Origin of the sequence: Lacrimispora sp. (assembly GCF_036758025.1) — a bacterium.
Classification (GTDB): domain Bacteria; phylum Bacillota; class Clostridia; order Lachnospirales; family Lachnospiraceae; genus Lacrimispora.
Genome location: NZ_DAIOXM010000002.1, coordinates 302,620 through 318,437 on the forward strand (window position 1 = coordinate 302,620; position 15,818 = coordinate 318,437).

Consider the following 15,818-nt stretch of genomic DNA (forward strand, 5'->3'; position numbering starts at 1 on the left):
TAAGTTCCAAATTCAGGGTTTTATTCCCGGTCCGCCACCAGAAGGACAGAGCTGATTGCGGGCATGTCAACGGTGATCTGGCCCTTCTCCACTTCATAAGTAACCTTACCCACATTGTAACCATTTTCATAAGTCAGCATATAGCGGGACATGGTCTCCCCGTCCTTTAAACCAAGCTGCCAGACGGGAATGGTCACAGTCCGGTCCTTATCAAGGCTATTGACCGCTACAGCGCAGATGTTATCTCCGTAAAATCTGCCGTAGGAAATAAGGTGGTATCCGGCCAGAAGCTGCTTTAAGGACCCCAGCCGCAAAGCAGGCAGGCAGTGGTGAAGCTCTGTCATATACCGGTGAAATTCCACCAGCTCCAAGTCCTCTTTGCCCCAAGGGTAGGTTCTGCGGTTGTCAGGGTCGGTCCAGCCGCAGACCCCGGCCTCGTCTCCGTAGTAAATGGTGGGAGCGCCGGGCCAGGTCATCTGGATCATGACCGCTTCCCGAAATATGCCGTAGTTAATGCCCTCAGAAGCCGCCTCAGGACCATGGGTGGATATTCTGCCCACCTGGCCGTTGGTTCTGGTCAGGAAACGGGAATGGTCGTGGTTTGACAGCTCATTCATAGCCACCAGGATGGAACCTCCCATCATACGGCTCATGTGGTACTTCATGGACATGAAAAAGCTTTCCCCGTCACCGAAAAGCTGGGGGTTGCTTTCATCGCTATGCTTTTCCATGCCCGTTAAAAACCAGGTAACAGGCTCCATAAATGCATCGTAATTCATGACCGTATCCCACTGATCTCCCTGGAGCCAGCCGGAGGGGTCACCGTAATGCTCTGCCAGCACAATAGCCTCCGGGTTGGCTTCCTTCACCGCCCGGCGGAAATCTCTCCAGAATTTGTGATTGTATTCACTGCTGTGGCCCAGGTCAGCGGCCACATCAAGACGCCAGCCGTCCACGTTGTAGGGCGCAGAAACCCATTTGCGGGCAATACACATGATGTAATCATAAAGAATAGGAGAATCCTCATAGTTGAGCTTCGGCAGGGTGGAATGGCCCCACCAGCCGTCATAGGAGCTGTTGTACGGCCACGCCTCTTCATTGTAAAACTTGAAAAAAGTTCGGTAAGGGCTATCCTTTGACACGTAAGCTCCCGGATCATAATTGCCGGACATCTCATAAATCCGCTCTCCATCCAGCCACTTGTTAAAAGAACCGCAGTGATTGAACACGCCGTCTAAAATCACCTTCATCCCCCGGTTATGTACCTCTTCTACAAACCGGGCAAAAAATGCATTGCTTTCTTCTAAATTCTCTTTGTCCGTAGTCCGTATCATGTATTTTTCCGCATGGCTGTTATCCGCAGTCCCCGGCTCCACGGTTCTGCCTCCATCCTTTACGATAACGCCGTAGTGGGGATCAATGTAATCGTAGTCCTGGCAGTCGTATTTATGGTTGGAAGGCGATACGAAAATGGGATTAAAGTAAATTACATCCACGCCCAGATTTTTCAAGTAATCCAGCTTATCCCACACTCCCTGTAAATCTCCGCCGTAAAAATACCCCACATCCATCTGGTTGGGATACTTTTCCCAGTCCTCTACCCTGGTCACCGGCCTGCCGATGTAGATATACTCCCCATCCACCACGTCATTGCTCTCGTCTCCGTTGCAGAACCGGTCCACATAGATCTGGTACATGACAGCTCCTTTGGCCCAATCCGGAGTGGAAAAGCCGGGCACAATGCGGAATTGAAAGCCTGCCGTATTCTGGTCGGAGGGACCCAGTCTGTTGTAATAACAGACCTCCCCGCCCTTTACCACCTTAAAGCTGTAGCTGATTTTGTCGTTTACTGCCGTTAATCTATATTCATAATAATCAAACAATTCATCGGAATCTGTCTTTTCCATGGCAAGCTCTTCCGTCTTGCCCTCCTGAATGTAACAGACCAGGTCCGCACCATCTTTTGCGGTTCGAAAAAGCAGGATTACATCGTCTCCCTCATTAGGCTCTGCCGGAAATCGGAAACTTTCAGTCTCGTCGGTGAATAATGCATTTCTATCTATGGTCTCAGCCTGGAAGCACATATATTTTATATTTCCTTTCTCGTCATCTATACGTTCTATTCTATCCGATTCACCCCAAATATACAACCCCGCCTTTTTCACAAAAAATTAGAAAAAACGGCCAGCGGGGGAGCTGACCGTTTTTTCGGAGAAGGTATTTCGTTTCTTATGGGGTGTAGCAAAAACTATATAATGTATTGGGGGGGGTTACATTTATTAATATACCACGGTCTTCAAAATAAGTGTGCACAAACATACGTTTTTTTTAAAATTATTTTTATGCATTTTTGCAATCCTCTTCTCCCCTATCAAAAAAAGTGCAGACCAGGTCATAAAAATTAGAGATTTTACCGGGTCTGCACTGGTTTTGTTAAAATTATGCTATTTCTGAAACTGGAAATAATGCCTCAAATTCCTTCTGTCCGATCTTTTCTTTCTCGATCAGAAGCTTACTGCACTCATGGAGTACATCCTCATGCTTTAAGATGATCTCCCTGGCCTTTTCATAGCATTCGTCAATAATCCGCTTCACTTCGTTGTCAATGGTATTTGCCACCTGACTGCCGTAGTTCTTGGTATGGGCCAGATCACGGCCGATGAAAACTTCGTCTCCGTCATTATCGTAATTGATCATACCTACCTTGTCGGACATGCCGTACTGGGTCACCATGGCACGAGCCAGAGCGGTTGCCTGCTTGATATCCTGGGAGGCTCCGGTGGTAATGTCGCCGAAAATAATTTCCTCTGCGATTCTTCCGCCAAGTCCCACCATAATATCCTGAAGCATCTTTCCCTTTGTGTTAAACATATGGTCAGTTTCCGGCAGGGGCATGGTGTATCCGGCGGCTCCGATTCCCGTAGGAATGATGGAAACGGTGTGCACCGGTCCCACATCAGGAAGCACGTGGAATAAGATTGCGTGGCCTGCCTCGTGGTAAGCCGTAATCTTCTTTTCCTTATCCGTAACCACCTTGCTCTTTTTCTCTGCTCCGATTCCAACCTTTATAAACGACTTCTCAATATCAGCCTGATTGATGTATTTCTTTCCCTGTTTGGCCGCATAGATGGCCGCTTCATTCATCAGGTTTTCCAGATCCGCACCGGTAAATCCGGAAGTGGTCTGGGCAACTCTCTTTAAATCCACATCTTCTGCCAAAGGCTTTTCTTTTGAATGGATCTTTAAAATCTCTTCTCTTCCCTTTACATCGGGCCTTCCAACGCCCACCTTACGGTCAAAACGTCCCGGTCTCAAAATAGCAGGGTCCAGAATATCCACCCGGTTGGTGGCAGCCATTACGATGATTCCTTCGTTGACTCCGAAACCATCCATCTCCACAAGGAGCTGGTTTAAGGTCTGCTCCCTTTCGTCATGGCCTCCGCCCATGCCCGTACCTCTGCGGCGGGCAACGGCATCGATCTCATCGATAAATATAATACAGGGGGCATGTTTTTTTCCTTCTTCAAAGAGATCCCTGACTCTGGAAGCTCCCACACCCACAAACATTTCCACAAAATCAGAACCGGAAATGGAGAAAAACGGAACTCCGGCTTCTCCTGCCACTGCCTTTCCAAGAAGGGTTTTACCCGTTCCGGGAGGCCCTACAAGCAGGATTCCCTTGGGAATACGGGCTCCCACTCCGGTGTACTTCTGGGGATTTTTTAAGAAATCCACCACCTCTTCCAGCTCTTCCTTTTCCTCTTCAAGTCCTGCTACCTTGCCGAAGTTGACCTTATTGGCATCCTTGGCCAGATGGGCCCTGCTCCGCCCAAAGTTCATCATCCTGTTATTAGCGCTTCCTGCCCCTGCTCTGGCGTTCATCATCATGAACAGGAACACCAAAGCCGTTGCTGTGAGGATCAACGGCAGGGCAATGCTCAAGAATAAGTTTTCCTTCTGCACTGCTTCAAGAGTATAATCAATTCCATTGCGGTCCAAACGGTCCTGAATGTCAATGACATTGGATACATTGGCCTCCATCGCATTGCCATCCATATTTAACACCACCCGGCCCGTAGGAGGGGGATCGTTCATATAGATGGTCACTTTTTCTATGGTTCCCTGGTCAATGGCCAGCATGAGTTCCTGGTTGGTAATGCTGCTGCCTGTTTTAGTCTGGCTGACGGCAAATATGAAAATGACGGCCAGCAGGAGCAAAAAACCTAAACTTCTGAATGGTTGCTGTTGTTTCAACACGCTGCCTCCTTATTGCTGTTCTATAATTCCAATATATGGTAAATTCCGGTAGTTCTGATTGTAATCAAGGCCATAGCCTACAATAAATTCATCAGGCACAGTGAAACAGGTATATTTTACCTTTACCTGCTGCTTTACCCGGCGCTCCGGCTTATCCAAAAGAGTACACAGCTCAATGCTGTTTGGATTCCTCTGCTTTAACACCTCAATCAAATAGGATAAGGTATTGCCGGAATCGATAATGTCTTCTACAATCAATACATCCTTTCCTTCTATGGACTCATCAAGATCCTTGACAATCCTTACGATTCCGCTGGACACCGTTCCGGCTCCGTAGCTGGACACGGACATAAAGTCCATGGTAATGGGAATGCTGATTCTCTTGGCAAGCTCACAGGTAAAGAAAACGCCTCCTTTTAAGATGCAGATTAAGTGAAGGGGCTTTCCTTCATAATCCCTGCTGATTATCTCAGCAATTTCCTTTGTTCTCTGTGCAACCTCTTCTTCTGAAAGCAGTGTGCGTATCTTATCATCCATTGTGTTTTCCTCTTTCCTGCCCTGCATTTTGGGCATAATGGTATGCCCGGAGGGTGCTTCCTCCGTCTATCTGCATTTGTATGACTGTATGGGTATCGTCTGTAATCTTATAATATTCACTGATCCGGTATCCGATTACCCAGAGGACATGGGAGCCGTCTGCTACCAGGGGAATTTTACCCCGTTCCTCCCTGGGAATCTTTTCATCGATCATAAAGGACTTAACGGATTTTCTTCCGCCTCCGGACAGTGTGATGTAATCTCCGGTTTCCCGATACCTTACAGAAAGCGTACTATTGATTTTATCATAATCAAACCATTTCGTATACCCGTTTTTGGGAATTTCCTGGCCTTTTTTGTAGGAAAATACCTTAAATTCCACTTCAGGAAGCAAAATTTCACCTTCCTTTTCCCCAAAAACCTTCCGGCTCTTCTCTTTTATCCACAATTCCTCCGGGTTACGCACCGCCATCAGGCCTCCGGGAAGGTCCACCCGCTTGCCTTTCTGCGTAAAAAGAAGCGCTGCTGCGCTTTCCACATGGTTCATGGTGATATCCTTCATGGAGTCCCGGACAGACCGGATCATGGCCCGGATGACATAGCTTCTGATAATTTCTTCTTCCTCTGAAAGAGCTTTTGCTGAAATCCCGCAGCCTGTCGCTTTGCCGTCTTCATCCCGTTCCCAGACTCCCAGGCAGTCCAGAAGCTTCTTTGCCTGCTTTTCTAAGTAAGCATCGGCCTTTGCCGCCATTTCTCCCGCATGGAGGATGTTTTCATCCGCACGGCTGTTAATCTGCTCCCTGATCTGGGGCAGAATCCTGCTGCGGATTCGGTTTCTGGCATAGTCATCTAAAGCATTGGTAGAGTCCTCACAATAAGATATCCCATTTTCTTTTAGATATGCAAGAATCTCCTCTTTGCTGACACACAAAAGAGGGCGGACAATATGATCCCTTACAGGACGCATTCCCCCAAGCCCCTTTAACCCGGTTCCCCGGAACAGATTGTAAAGAATGGTCTCCGCCTGATCGTCTGCATGATGGGCCACTGCAATCTTCACCGCTCCAAAGTCCAGCCGTTCCATATCAAAAATTTCATAGCGCAGGTGGCGTCCGGCTTCTTCCACTGACATTCCGTTTTCCCTGGCATAGCGTGCCGCATCCACATGGATGCAGGAAAAATCCACCCCCAGCTTTTTGGCAAGATCCCGGGAAAATTCACTGTCCCGGTCCGCTTCCTCACCCCGCAGGCCATGGTGGACATGGATGGCCTTCAGCACAAGCCCCAGTTCCTCTTTTAACTCATTTAAGACCATAAGAAGAAAGACCGAATCGGCACCTCCGGAGAGGGCCGCAATGACCCTGTCTCCGGTCGCAAACAGCCGGTTCCGCCTGATATAGTCCAATATCTTTTTGTACATGGAACCACCTTTCTCTGCATATTTTCCTAGCTGTGCCATGTATAATTTGGCTGATAAATCACTGCTGAACAGTCAGCATACTACGATAAGTATACCCGCAAAACATGTCCCTTGCAATTACTATTTTCGTTTCCATATGCCGGCTGTCAAAACCGTCATATCGTCATTGGTCCTCTCCGTAAAGGACCTGGCAAAGAGGAGAATCCGGTCCGCCATGTCCTGAGGATTTTTTATGGGCATTCCTGCAATGAATTCCTGAAGCATCAGCTCCTTATCCTCTGCCGGAAGTGCATCTAAAACACCGTCGCTGACCATGATGATCCGGTTGTCCTCCCACAGCTTTTTAGACAGCAAAACAGGCTCCACGCCGTTTAAAACGCCCATGGGCACCTCTCCCGCCTCTAACAGCTCCACACCCTTGTCACTGAGAATGTAGGTGGCGGCTGCCCCCAGCTTCATGGCCTCTAAGATTCCTGTTTTCAAATCAATGCAGCACAAATCCAGGGTGGCCGGGTGCTGGGACATTCCGGTCAGCAGCAAAACCGTATTGACCAGCTTAAGGGCTGCCCTGGCTGAAAAGCCGGCCTCCAAAAGCCTCTGGGTGAGCTCGATCACCTGTCTGCTCTCCTCCTCAGCGGCCTTTCCGCTGCCCATTCCATCCGACAGGCTCATGATGGCCTGTCCGGGCTGGATCTGGCCGAAGGTATAGTTATCCCCGGATACCTCTTCCCCGGTCTTAGTAGCCTTGGCAGCGCCGTAAATCACCTGATACTGCCCCCGCTCCACAAACCGTATGGTATCAGCCTGTTTTGTCACCAGATTTCTGCCGTCAGGAGGCACGGTCCATTCCCCTTCCTCCACAGCATCCCCCAGGATTTCTGCCGCTTCCTTTACGGTCACGCACCGCCCGTTTACAGTCCTCATAGTTATATATGCTTCCCTCTGGCGGTTTTCATATTCCAGAAAAAGTATTTTTTCTACGGAAATGTGGTGGCGCCGGAATGCCCGCTTTACAGCGTCCTCCCATTTAGGAGTTATGTCAACAGAGTTTTCCACCTGATAGGAAAATTCCTCTAAAATAACGGCCAGTTCTTTAAACTGGGCCACAACCGCATCCCGGCTCTCTAAAAACCGGTTCTTCCAGGCCAGATTCATGGTGGCCCTTCCAAGGCCCCGGTTCAGCTGGACTAAGTATTCATCTTTGTGTTTGCACGTTTCCAGAAAAAAACGGGGCATGTCCCCGTAGTCCACGCTCCCCTTTTGTTCAAATGCACGAATCAGATAGTGAAGGTAATACTGATTATCCTGTTCCTGTCCCGGATATACGATACATTTGGTGCATCCTGCGCATACCATGGACGCTGCAGTCTGAAGCGCTGCTTCGCCGTCCTCCTTTGTAAGTCCCTGCTGTGAGGATAAATCATCTGTAAACGCCCTGGCAAGCTCTCCCAACGAATTTGCCATGTCATTTAATTTCTTTGCAGTATATACATTCACATCAGCCATATGGTGATGTCCCGCCTTACGTCTGAACACAAAAATCCCTCCTGCCCGTTTCATGGTTTAGACCCCATTATATACAGGCAGGAGGGAAATATTTGTCAAAATGGCTGACTCTGTTTTTAAAATTATACGACAATGTTCTGCTTTTTCACCGCCTCTTAGAAGGCTTTAAAAGAATCTCATCAGGCTTTACAAGTCCAAGCTTCTGCTTTGCCACTTCCTCCACATACTGCTTGGTCTGGACGTATACCCGGTACTCCTCCAGCTCTCCGGAGCGCTCCTTTTCCCTGGCTACCTGGGCTTCTAAGTTTTCCAGACGGATCTGGTACGCCCGGTCCTTTTCCCTTAGGCTCTCCCCTTTTATCGTAACAATGGCAGCAAGGCTGATCACAACAAAAGTGGTCCCTATGATTGTCATACGGTTGCCCCATTTATCTTTTCTTTTTCTTCTCGATTTCCCCATACTGCTCATACAATCACCAGTCATCTCTTACTCTGCTTTTTCCGGTTACATCTATCTATCCTTATTGTAAAATATTTTTGAAAATGTTTCAAGAGTTTTAAAAAATGTTTGCTTATTATTTTATCATATAAAACCATTCCTATAAATACCCCGGCTATGGCATATCCTCTGAGACTTCCGTCATTTTGCTCATACAGCAGGGAAAATGTGACCAGCGCAGCATAAACCCAGTACACCATGTCCTCTATTCCCGTAAAAATATAGGAGTGGGGAACAAAGATGCGGAAAATGCGCAGAAGATCATACGTCATCATAAGCCCTGCGCCCGTCAGGAAGCTGTAGAGCAGAAGCTTGACTTCATACACAATATGAACGCTCATACGACTCCCTCCGGTTCTTTATTTGAACAGCCTGGAAAACAGGGATTCTCCGGACCTTCGAAGGGCTTCATTGGAAGAATAGACAATGCTTTCAATATTGCCGTTTAAATCCACTTCCCCTTTTTCCAAGGTCAGCCGGCTGACGTGAAGCTCTTTTCCCTTTAAGGTCAGAAGTCCCATATCCGTGTCCAGAACCACCTGTCCCTCATCAAAGGACACTACCTCCCGGACCCCTGTGATCGTACCGGAAGCTCTGTTTTCGATTTGCAGCCTGTGAGGGCGGATACTCATTCTTTCTTCCATAAGAAAACCTCCTAATATACCTGTATAAAGTATATTAGGAGGTTCCCTGTAATATTCCTGAATATTAAGACCAATGGGTTAAAGATAGCGGTAAAGTTCCTTAGCCTCATCCTTTTTTACAGTTTCCGCCACATCGAGAACTTCCACCTTAACAGAGCTGGTTCCAAAGCGAATCTCAATCGTATCACCGGTCTTTACGCTTAAGGAAGCCTTTGCAGGTTTGTCATTGACAAGCACCCGGCCTGCGTCGCAGGCCTCGTTGGCTATGGTTCTTCTTTTAATGAGGCGGGAAACCTTAAGAAACTTATCGAGTCTCATAAATTATTCGTTTATCAGATCCTTTAAAGCTTTTCCGGCTTTGAATTTTGGTGTTCTGGAAGCTGGGATATTCATAACTTCGCCGCTTCTTGGGTTTCTTCCCTCTCTTGCTGCTCTCTCAGACACCTCAAATGTACCGAAACCAACTAACTGAACCTTCTCACCCTTAACCAGCTCTTCAGATATTACATCTGTTAAAGCCTTAACCGCCTTCTCTGCATCTTTTTTGGACAGATCTGCTTTCTCTGCTACTGCTGCGATTAACTCTGCTTTGTTCATTGATATCTTCCTCCTAGAATGTAGCCCGGGCTACGATTTTTCGCGTTAACACGATTACTATATCATTTATAGCTGTTTCTCCAGTATTTGTCAAGGTTTTTTCCGCTTTTGGCAAGCCATTTCCCTGCATTTCCGACTTATGGAAACCACCTGACTTTCTGACGATTTTCTGACAATTGCTTTTCCCCTCTGTTAAAAAATATCCTCTTCCTATATAATAGTGGATAGTTTAATGAACCTGGAGGTAATTTATGAAACATTTTAACATCTGGAAAAAAATAGCAGTGTTTCTGCTGATGCTTAACATTGTACTTCCTTCTCTTTTATCCGGCTTTTCTCCTTCTATGAAAACCCAGGGAGATCTGACTTTAAAGGGGATGAGCTTTGGCCCCTCTCTCACCATAGGACCGGGTGCTAAAATCTTTGACGGGGGAAGCTTATCCCTTTTAGCCAACTCCGACAACCGGCAGATGCTTTCTATGGTTTTACAGGATAAGGATGGAACGCTTGTGGTCATCGACGGCGGCTGGGACATGGATGCCGCACACCTGACTGATGTGATCCGCTCCAAAGGCGGACGGGTATCCGGCTGGTTCATCACCCATCCCCACTCAGACCATGTAGGCGCCCTTGTGGAAATCCTCAATAACCCTGACAGCCAGATCACCATTGATCATGTGTATCATTCCATGGCGGACCCGGCCTGGTATGAGGCTGTGGAACCTTCCCGCTCTGACTTAATTCCCCGCCTGATCTCTGCTCTGGCAACTCTTCCTAAGGAAAGCGTTCACCAGGTCCGTAAGAACCAGGAAATCCAGATCGGCCAGATCAAGGTCAAAGTGTTAAATGACCCTTATCTTCTGGAGACGGCTGCCGTCAACAACAGCTCTGTTGTTTATAAGTTCTTTTTAAATAACGTGAGCATTCTGGCTCTTGGAGACTTAGGTCCTGACGGCGGCGATGCCTTAGCCAAAGACTGCAGCGCCGAGGACTTAAAAAGTGATATCGTCCAGATGTCCCACCACGGCCAATACGGCGTCAACAAAGACGTCTATGCCCTCATCAAGCCCCAGATCGCCCTCTGGCCCTGCCCCCTCTGGCTTTGGAACAATGATAACGGCGGCGGCATCGGAAGCGGGGACTGGAAGACTCTGGAAACCAGACAGTGGATGGAAGAGCTGAACGTAAAAGTGAATTACTCCATCAAGGATGGAGATCAGATTATCTATTAAAGATGTTAAAAAGAAACGGCCCAGGCCGTTTCTTTTTTATCTCCGGCTGTCTTTAGTTTCCTCCGGGGCCGTCTCTTCTGGGTCTTTCTGATTCCGGCAGGGGTTCTACATAGAATCCGTCTTCATAGGTTTCTGTATCAATTTCCGGGATGTCGCCATCTCCGTAGTAATCTTCTTCCGGCAAATAATCCTTCATAGTTTTTCACCTCCTTACTGCTTTCAGCGGTCAACAGGTCAGCCCTCCATCTGGCGGCCCAGGAAACCGGCGGCCGTTGTAGCCAGCTTTGCTTCCATTTCTCCGAAACGGACTCTTGGCTCTCTGCTTAAAAGAGTTACCGAGCCAATGGCATCACCTTCGCAGATGATGGGAGCCACAACTTGGGCGGTCACACCCTCTAAGGTCTCGTCGGTCAGAGAAATAAAGCCCTTTTCATCTTTACCTGCCGTTACAACAGCCCGTTCATTGATCAGGGCTTCCAGCGATTTGCTGATGGTCTTTTGGAGAAGCTCCTTTTTCGACCCTCCCGCTACCGCAATAATCTGGTCTCTGTCGCTGATGCATACAGTAAGCCCGGTAGTCTGGGCCATGGCCTCTGCGTATTGGACGGCAAAGGAAGTCAACTCCACCATAGGGGAATATTTCTTTAAAATGATCTCTCCTTCCCTATCGGTAAATATCTCAAGAGGTGTTCCCTCTCTCAGCCTGAGAGTCCTTCGGATTTCCTTTGGTATTACTACCCGTCCCAGGTCGTCAATTCTTCTCACAATACCTGTTGCTTTCATAATTATAATTCCTCCATCTTGTGCGATTTAGTATCAGGTAAATCATGTCTGGTATTATTTTGCTACGAATACAAAAGATTATACTTAAGTCTGCCATTTTTCCCAAATTTTAAAATCAGGGCCTGCTTTTATTAAAAAGCAGGCCCTGACTTTCTGGCTTATGATCCTAAGGTTAATTCGCATATTTCTTTTAAAATTACCTGAGTCTGTTCTACCATCACATCAATGGAATTGTTTTTTCGCCGGTCTAAATACTTGAATACCGGTTCATCTCCAGTCTGAAGCTTTAAATCTCCCTTGTACCGGCTGATCAGCTCCGGAATCTTTTCCGCATTGAGTTTTGCGTTTTTATACATGGTAAGGCGGATTTCCTGGCGGTTGATATTGACCTCCGTCACATAGGCGCTGTGGGCTAATGCCTTTAAGGCAGCCACCTTCAAGAGATTTTCCAGCGGCCTTGGAATATCGCCGAAACGGTCCATCAGCTCATCCTGCATATCCATGTATTCCTCTTCATTTTCAATGCTGGAAATCCTCTTGTAAATATCCAGCTTCTGATATTCATTCTTAATATAAGAAGAGGGAATATAGGCATCAATGCTGCAATCCACCACTGTCTCGTAGGCATCCTCTTCATTCCGCTCTCCCTTAAGCTCCAAAACCGCCTGGTTTAAAAGCTTGCAGTAAAGGTCGTATCCCACGGCCTCCATGTGTCCATGCTGTTCGGCTCCCAGCACATTTCCCGCACCCCGGATTTCCAAATCCCGCATGGCAATTTTGATACCGGAGCCCAGCTCCGTAAATTCCCGGATGGCCTGGAGGCGTTTTTCCGCCTCTTCTTTTAAAAGCTTATCCCGCTTATACATCATGAAGGCATAGGAGGTCCGGTTGGAACGCCCCACCCGTCCCCGAAGCTGGTATAGCTGGGAAAGGCCCATGCGGTCTGCATCCTGGATGATGATGGTGTTGGCATTTGGGATGTCCAGCCCTGTCTCAATGATGGTGGTGCAGACTAAAACGTCAATATCTCCGGCCACAAAGTCCAGCATAATCCGCTCCAGCTCGTGTTCATGCATCTGTCCATGGGCAAAGGTGACTGCTGCATCAGGAACCAGCTTTGCGATATGGTTTGCCACCTCATCGATATTTCCTACCCGATTATATACATAATACACCTGACCGCCTCTGGAAAGCTCTCTGTGAATGGCTTCCCGGACCATCTCATCGTTGTATTCCATCACATAGGTCTGGATGGGAACCCGGTCCACCGGAGGCTCCTCCAGCACGCTCATATCCCGGATTCCTACCAGACTCATGTGCAGGGTTCTGGGAATAGGGGTTGCGGTCAGAGTCAGAACATCCACATTTTCCTTTAACTGCTTGATCTTTTCCTTATGAGTCACTCCGAAGCGCTGCTCTTCATCAATGATGAGCAGTCCCAAATCCTTAAACTTCACGTCCTTTGACAGAAGCCGGTGGGTGCCGATAACAATATCCACGGTACCCCGTTTTAAATCCTCCAGAGTCTTCTTCACCTGGGACGGAGTCCTGAACCGGGACAAAAGGTCTACCCGGACGGGAAAGTCCTTCATTCTCTGGGCAAAGGTATTGTAATGCTGCTGGGCCAGAATGGTGGTGGGAACCAGATAGACCACCTGCTTTTCCTCCTGAACGGACTTAAATGCCGCCCTTAAAGCAATTTCCGTCTTGCCATAACCCACGTCCCCGCAGATCAAACGGTCCATGACCTTGCGGCTTTCCATATCCGCCTTGGTGGCTTCAATGGCATCCCACTGGTCCTCCGTCTCCTCATAGGGGAACATCTCTTCAAACTCCTTCTGCCAGACCGTATCCTCTCCGTACCGGAAGCCCTCGGTCTGCTGTCTGGCGGCATAAAGCTGGATCAAATCCTTTGCAATTTCCTTTACCGCGCCCTTGACCTTTGCCTTGGTCTTATTCCACCGGTCTCCTCCCAGGCGGTTCAGCTTAGGCTTCTTGGCCTCAGCTCCCGCATATTTCTGAATTCCATCCAGTCTGGTGGCGGGCAGGTAAAGACTTCCGTTTTCCGCATATTCCACTTTTAAGTAGTCTCTGGTGATTCCATCCTGGTCTATTTTCTCAATGCCCCGGTAGATTCCAAGGCCATGGCTTTCATGAACCACGTAATCTCCCACGGAAAGGTCTGAGAAATTGCGGATTTTAGTCCCTTCATAGACCGTCTTTTTCCTCTTCCGCCTCTTTTTGTCCACTCCGAACATATCGCCCTCTGTGATGACGATAAATTTCAGCAGAGAGTATTCAAAGCCCCGCCGCAGGTTTCCATGGGTCACCAGAATTTCTCCCGGCTTTACCTCGCTGCTCTCCTCACTTTCATCGGGGCAGTAGGCCCTTAAATCGTATTCCCTCAAATCCCCTGCCAGACGGCTGGCCCTGGTCCTGGAGGCGGACAAAAGGACAATCCGATAACCTTCCTTTTTCCATCTGGTCAAGTCTTTAATCAAAAGTTCAAAGCCGTTTTGATAGGCATTGACATTCTTCACCTGGAAGCTGTAACGGTTTTTTACCGAAAAGCCGGACAGCTTCTGCTCCAGGCCGGTTAAATAAACGGTGGTCTTTGTCTGAATCCTGGCAAGCATTTCTTTTGCAGAAAAGAGAAGCCCTGTCTGGCTGGGAAGCAGATAGCCGCTTTCCAGACGGTGTATCATGCTTTCCCGGAATTCCGTTTCAACGGTTTCTCCCTTTTCCTTAAGCCGGTCCGGTTCATCTAAAAACAATACCCTGTGCTCCTGCGGAAAATAATCCAGAAAGGAAACGCTTTCCCGGCAGAAATAGTGGACATAGCCATCTAAGCCTCTCTGCTTCCACCCTTCCCGGATTCCTTCTAAAAGTTCGGAAACATGGCGGCGGATTCTGGCGGCCTCTTCGATTTTAGACTGTTTTTTCAGCTCTTTTTCATAGGTTTGGGCTTCTTTTTCCAGGATGCCGATTCCATCCTGAATCTGTTCCTCTGTCAGCACCATTTCCGTGGCAGGGTAAATCCGGATGCTTTCTAAGGTTTCTACGGACCTCTGGCTTTCCAAGTCAAAGGTACGGATGGAATTCACTTCATCATCCCAAAGCTCAATGCGGACCGGAAGTTCCTCTGTCAGAGGGAATATATCAATGATACCGCCCCGGATGGAGAACTGGCCCATGCCATCCACCTGGCCCATACGCTCGTATCCCAGCTCCAAAAGACGCTTCTTCCACTGCTCCACATCGATGATGTGACCTTCCTCTACGTAAAGCACCTGTTCTTTTAAGTATTCAAGAGGAAGCAAATGGTCCATCAATCCGTCCATGGTGGTCACCACCCAGCCGGAGTCACCCTCCATCAGATGACGGAACACTTCCATGCGCTGCTTGGTCAGCAGATTCCCATGGATATCCGCATTGAAGAAAAGCAAGTCCCTGGCAGGATAAAGCCAGACATTGGGGTCAAAAAAGCGCAGATCCTCATAGATCTCCCTGGCTCTGATATCATCATAAGTTACCACCAGCTTAAACCCTGCTTCCTTAGCCGCCTCGTACATCAGATGGACCTTCTGGGAATCCATACAGCCGCTTGCCGCAGCCGGTCCGGCTCCCTTTGCCAAATCATTTGCCAGGTCCTCAAAATCCTTCAGCTCCCGCAATGGTTTTTCAAATAGATCGCTCATGAAATCTCCTTATTTCTTCCTGTTGAAGTAGTTCATTGCCGTATCCGCCCCGTCTGTGACCATCATGATGGCTGCCTTTGCAGCGTCATCATAGGCCTGGGCCATAAGCTCCGCCTGGGCCTTTGGAAACCGTCCCAGAACATAGTCTGCCAGATCCATTTCCTTAGGCTTTTCTCCCACTCCCACCCGGATTCTCAAAAATTCCTGGGTTCCCAAGTGGCTGATGATATTTTTCAAACCGTTGTGTCCGCCTGCACTGCCCTTTGCCCTGATCCTCAACTGCCCTTCTGCCAAATTGATGTCATCACAGATGACGATGATCTGCTCTGGCTCTACCTTATAAAAATCAGCCATGGAGCGGATGCTTTCGCCGCTTAAATTCATAAAGGTCTGGGGCTTTGATAGTATGACCTTTTCCCCGCCTATCATTCCCTGGCCGCAGTAAGCCCGGTGCTTTTTTTCCGTCACCCGGATTCCCAGCCTGTCCGCCAGTATATCTATTACCTCAAAACCTACGTTGTGTCTGGTTTTTTCATATTCTCTTGTTGGATTTCCAAGTCCTGCTATGATATACATGTTGATTCTCCTCACTATATTAACTGCCGTCCCGATTCATACCATTTTTAAAGCATTTCACGCCTGAAA

The 15,818-nt window shown here is 48.1% G+C and carries 15 protein-coding genes; 1 reads left to right on the forward strand and 14 read right to left on the reverse strand.

Translation table 11 applies throughout. The features are described from left to right. Nucleotides 1-20 precede the first annotated feature (20 nt). From V7M78_RS03765 to V7M78_RS03810, 10 genes are all read right to left on the reverse strand, one after another. Complete coding sequence (locus V7M78_RS03765) at nucleotides 21-2,084, reverse strand: glycoside hydrolase family 13 protein (protein WP_333646570.1); 2,064 nt, start codon at nucleotides 2,082-2,084, stop codon at nucleotides 21-23. 355 nt (nucleotides 2,085-2,439) lie between these two features. Continuing rightward, a complete protein-coding gene (gene ftsH, locus V7M78_RS03770; protein WP_333646572.1) occupies nucleotides 2,440-4,254 on the reverse strand; it encodes an ATP-dependent zinc metalloprotease FtsH in 1,815 nt (604 codons plus the stop codon). Nucleotides 4,255-4,266: 12 nt separating this feature from the next. After that, a complete protein-coding gene (gene hpt / locus V7M78_RS03775) occupies nucleotides 4,267-4,794 on the reverse strand; it encodes a hypoxanthine phosphoribosyltransferase (protein WP_333646574.1) in 528 nt (175 codons plus the stop codon). Beyond that, the gene (gene tilS, locus V7M78_RS03780; protein WP_333646576.1) at nucleotides 4,787-6,214 is read right to left on the reverse strand and encodes a tRNA lysidine(34) synthetase TilS; all 1,428 of its coding nucleotides are present in this window, start codon (nucleotides 6,212-6,214) and stop codon (nucleotides 4,787-4,789) included. Before tilS ends, hpt begins: the two co-directional genes overlap by 8 nt. Nucleotides 6,215-6,334: 120 nt before the next feature. Further along, nucleotides 6,335-7,750, reverse strand: a complete 1,416-nt coding sequence (locus V7M78_RS03785) for a SpoIIE family protein phosphatase (protein WP_442914618.1) — start codon at nucleotides 7,748-7,750, stop codon at nucleotides 6,335-6,337. Between the two features lie 115 nt (nucleotides 7,751-7,865). Next, nucleotides 7,866-8,189 (reverse strand): FtsB family cell division protein, encoded by a 324-nt coding sequence (locus tag V7M78_RS03790; RefSeq protein ID WP_333646638.1) that lies wholly within the window; start codon nucleotides 8,187-8,189, stop codon nucleotides 7,866-7,868. A gap of 11 nt (nucleotides 8,190-8,200) precedes the next feature. Then, a complete protein-coding gene (yabQ, locus tag V7M78_RS03795; protein ID WP_333646578.1) occupies nucleotides 8,201-8,560 on the reverse strand; it encodes a spore cortex biosynthesis protein YabQ in 360 nt (119 codons plus the stop codon). Nucleotides 8,561-8,578: 18 nt separating this feature from the next. Next, complete coding sequence (gene yabP / locus V7M78_RS03800; protein ID WP_333646580.1) at nucleotides 8,579-8,863, reverse strand: sporulation protein YabP; 285 nt, start codon at nucleotides 8,861-8,863, stop codon at nucleotides 8,579-8,581. Nucleotides 8,864-8,941: 78 nt separating this feature from the next. Further along, nucleotides 8,942-9,181: an RNA-binding S4 domain-containing protein gene (locus V7M78_RS03805; protein ID WP_333646582.1), complete on the reverse strand. Its 240-nt coding sequence runs from the start codon at nucleotides 9,179-9,181 to the stop codon at nucleotides 8,942-8,944. A 3-nt stretch (nucleotides 9,182-9,184) separates the two neighbouring features. After that, nucleotides 9,185-9,460, reverse strand: coding sequence for an HU family DNA-binding protein (locus V7M78_RS03810; RefSeq protein ID WP_333646584.1), 276 nt, complete (start codon nucleotides 9,458-9,460; stop codon nucleotides 9,185-9,187). A gap of 251 nt (nucleotides 9,461-9,711) precedes the next feature. Between V7M78_RS03810 and V7M78_RS03815 the strand changes: the two genes are divergently transcribed. After that, on the forward strand, nucleotides 9,712-10,692 hold the full coding sequence (locus V7M78_RS03815; RefSeq protein WP_333646586.1) for an MBL fold metallo-hydrolase: 981 nt from the start codon (nucleotides 9,712-9,714) through the stop codon (nucleotides 10,690-10,692). A 52-nt stretch (nucleotides 10,693-10,744) separates the two neighbouring features. On the opposite strand, the gene V7M78_RS03820 is transcribed toward V7M78_RS03815, so the two are convergent. The 4 genes from V7M78_RS03820 to pth form a co-directional block, all read right to left on the reverse strand. Further along, nucleotides 10,745-10,888 carry an AE-binding protein gene (locus V7M78_RS03820; protein WP_333646588.1) on the reverse strand — a complete coding sequence of 48 codons (144 nt, stop codon included), beginning with the start codon at nucleotides 10,886-10,888 and terminating at the stop codon, nucleotides 10,745-10,747. A 38-nt stretch (nucleotides 10,889-10,926) separates the two neighbouring features. Then, the gene (spoVT, locus tag V7M78_RS03825) at nucleotides 10,927-11,475 is read right to left on the reverse strand and encodes a stage V sporulation protein T (RefSeq protein WP_333646590.1); all 549 of its coding nucleotides are present in this window, start codon (nucleotides 11,473-11,475) and stop codon (nucleotides 10,927-10,929) included. 158 nt (nucleotides 11,476-11,633) lie between these two features. Continuing rightward, nucleotides 11,634-15,173, reverse strand: coding sequence for a transcription-repair coupling factor (gene mfd / locus V7M78_RS03830; protein ID WP_333646592.1), 3,540 nt, complete (start codon nucleotides 15,171-15,173; stop codon nucleotides 11,634-11,636). 9 nt (nucleotides 15,174-15,182) lie between these two features. Beyond that, the gene (gene pth, locus V7M78_RS03835; RefSeq protein WP_333646594.1) at nucleotides 15,183-15,749 is read right to left on the reverse strand and encodes an aminoacyl-tRNA hydrolase; all 567 of its coding nucleotides are present in this window, start codon (nucleotides 15,747-15,749) and stop codon (nucleotides 15,183-15,185) included. Nucleotides 15,750-15,818 lie beyond the last annotated feature (69 nt).

Coding starts and splice junctions, on each gene's coding strand:
- V7M78_RS03765 (WP_333646570.1), bottom strand. CDS start 2,084: ATGTGCTTCCAGGCTGAGACCATAGATAGAAATGCATTATTCACCGAC.
- hpt (WP_333646574.1), bottom strand. CDS start 4,794: ATGGATGATAAGATACGCACACTGCTTTCAGAAGAAGAGGTTGCACAG.
- tilS (WP_333646576.1), bottom strand. CDS start 6,214: ATGTACAAAAAGATATTGGACTATATCAGGCGGAACCGGCTGTTTGCG.
- V7M78_RS03790 (WP_333646638.1), bottom strand. CDS start 8,189: ATGAGCAGTATGGGGAAATCGAGAAGAAAAAGAAAAGATAAATGGGGC.
- yabQ (WP_333646578.1), bottom strand. CDS start 8,560: ATGAGCGTTCATATTGTGTATGAAGTCAAGCTTCTGCTCTACAGCTTC.
- yabP (WP_333646580.1), bottom strand. CDS start 8,863: ATGGAAGAAAGAATGAGTATCCGCCCTCACAGGCTGCAAATCGAAAAC.
- V7M78_RS03805 (WP_333646582.1), bottom strand. CDS start 9,181: ATGAGACTCGATAAGTTTCTTAAGGTTTCCCGCCTCATTAAAAGAAGA.
- V7M78_RS03810 (WP_333646584.1), bottom strand. CDS start 9,460: ATGAACAAAGCAGAGTTAATCGCAGCAGTAGCAGAGAAAGCAGATCTG.
- V7M78_RS03815 (WP_333646586.1), top strand. CDS start 9,712: ATGAAACATTTTAACATCTGGAAAAAAATAGCAGTGTTTCTGCTGATG.
- V7M78_RS03820 (WP_333646588.1), bottom strand. CDS start 10,888: ATGAAGGATTATTTGCCGGAAGAAGATTACTACGGAGATGGCGACATC.
- spoVT (WP_333646590.1), bottom strand. CDS start 11,475: ATGAAAGCAACAGGTATTGTGAGAAGAATTGACGACCTGGGACGGGTA.
- mfd (WP_333646592.1), bottom strand. CDS start 15,173: ATGAGCGATCTATTTGAAAAACCATTGCGGGAGCTGAAGGATTTTGAG.
- pth (WP_333646594.1), bottom strand. CDS start 15,749: ATGTATATCATAGCAGGACTTGGAAATCCAACAAGAGAATATGAAAAA.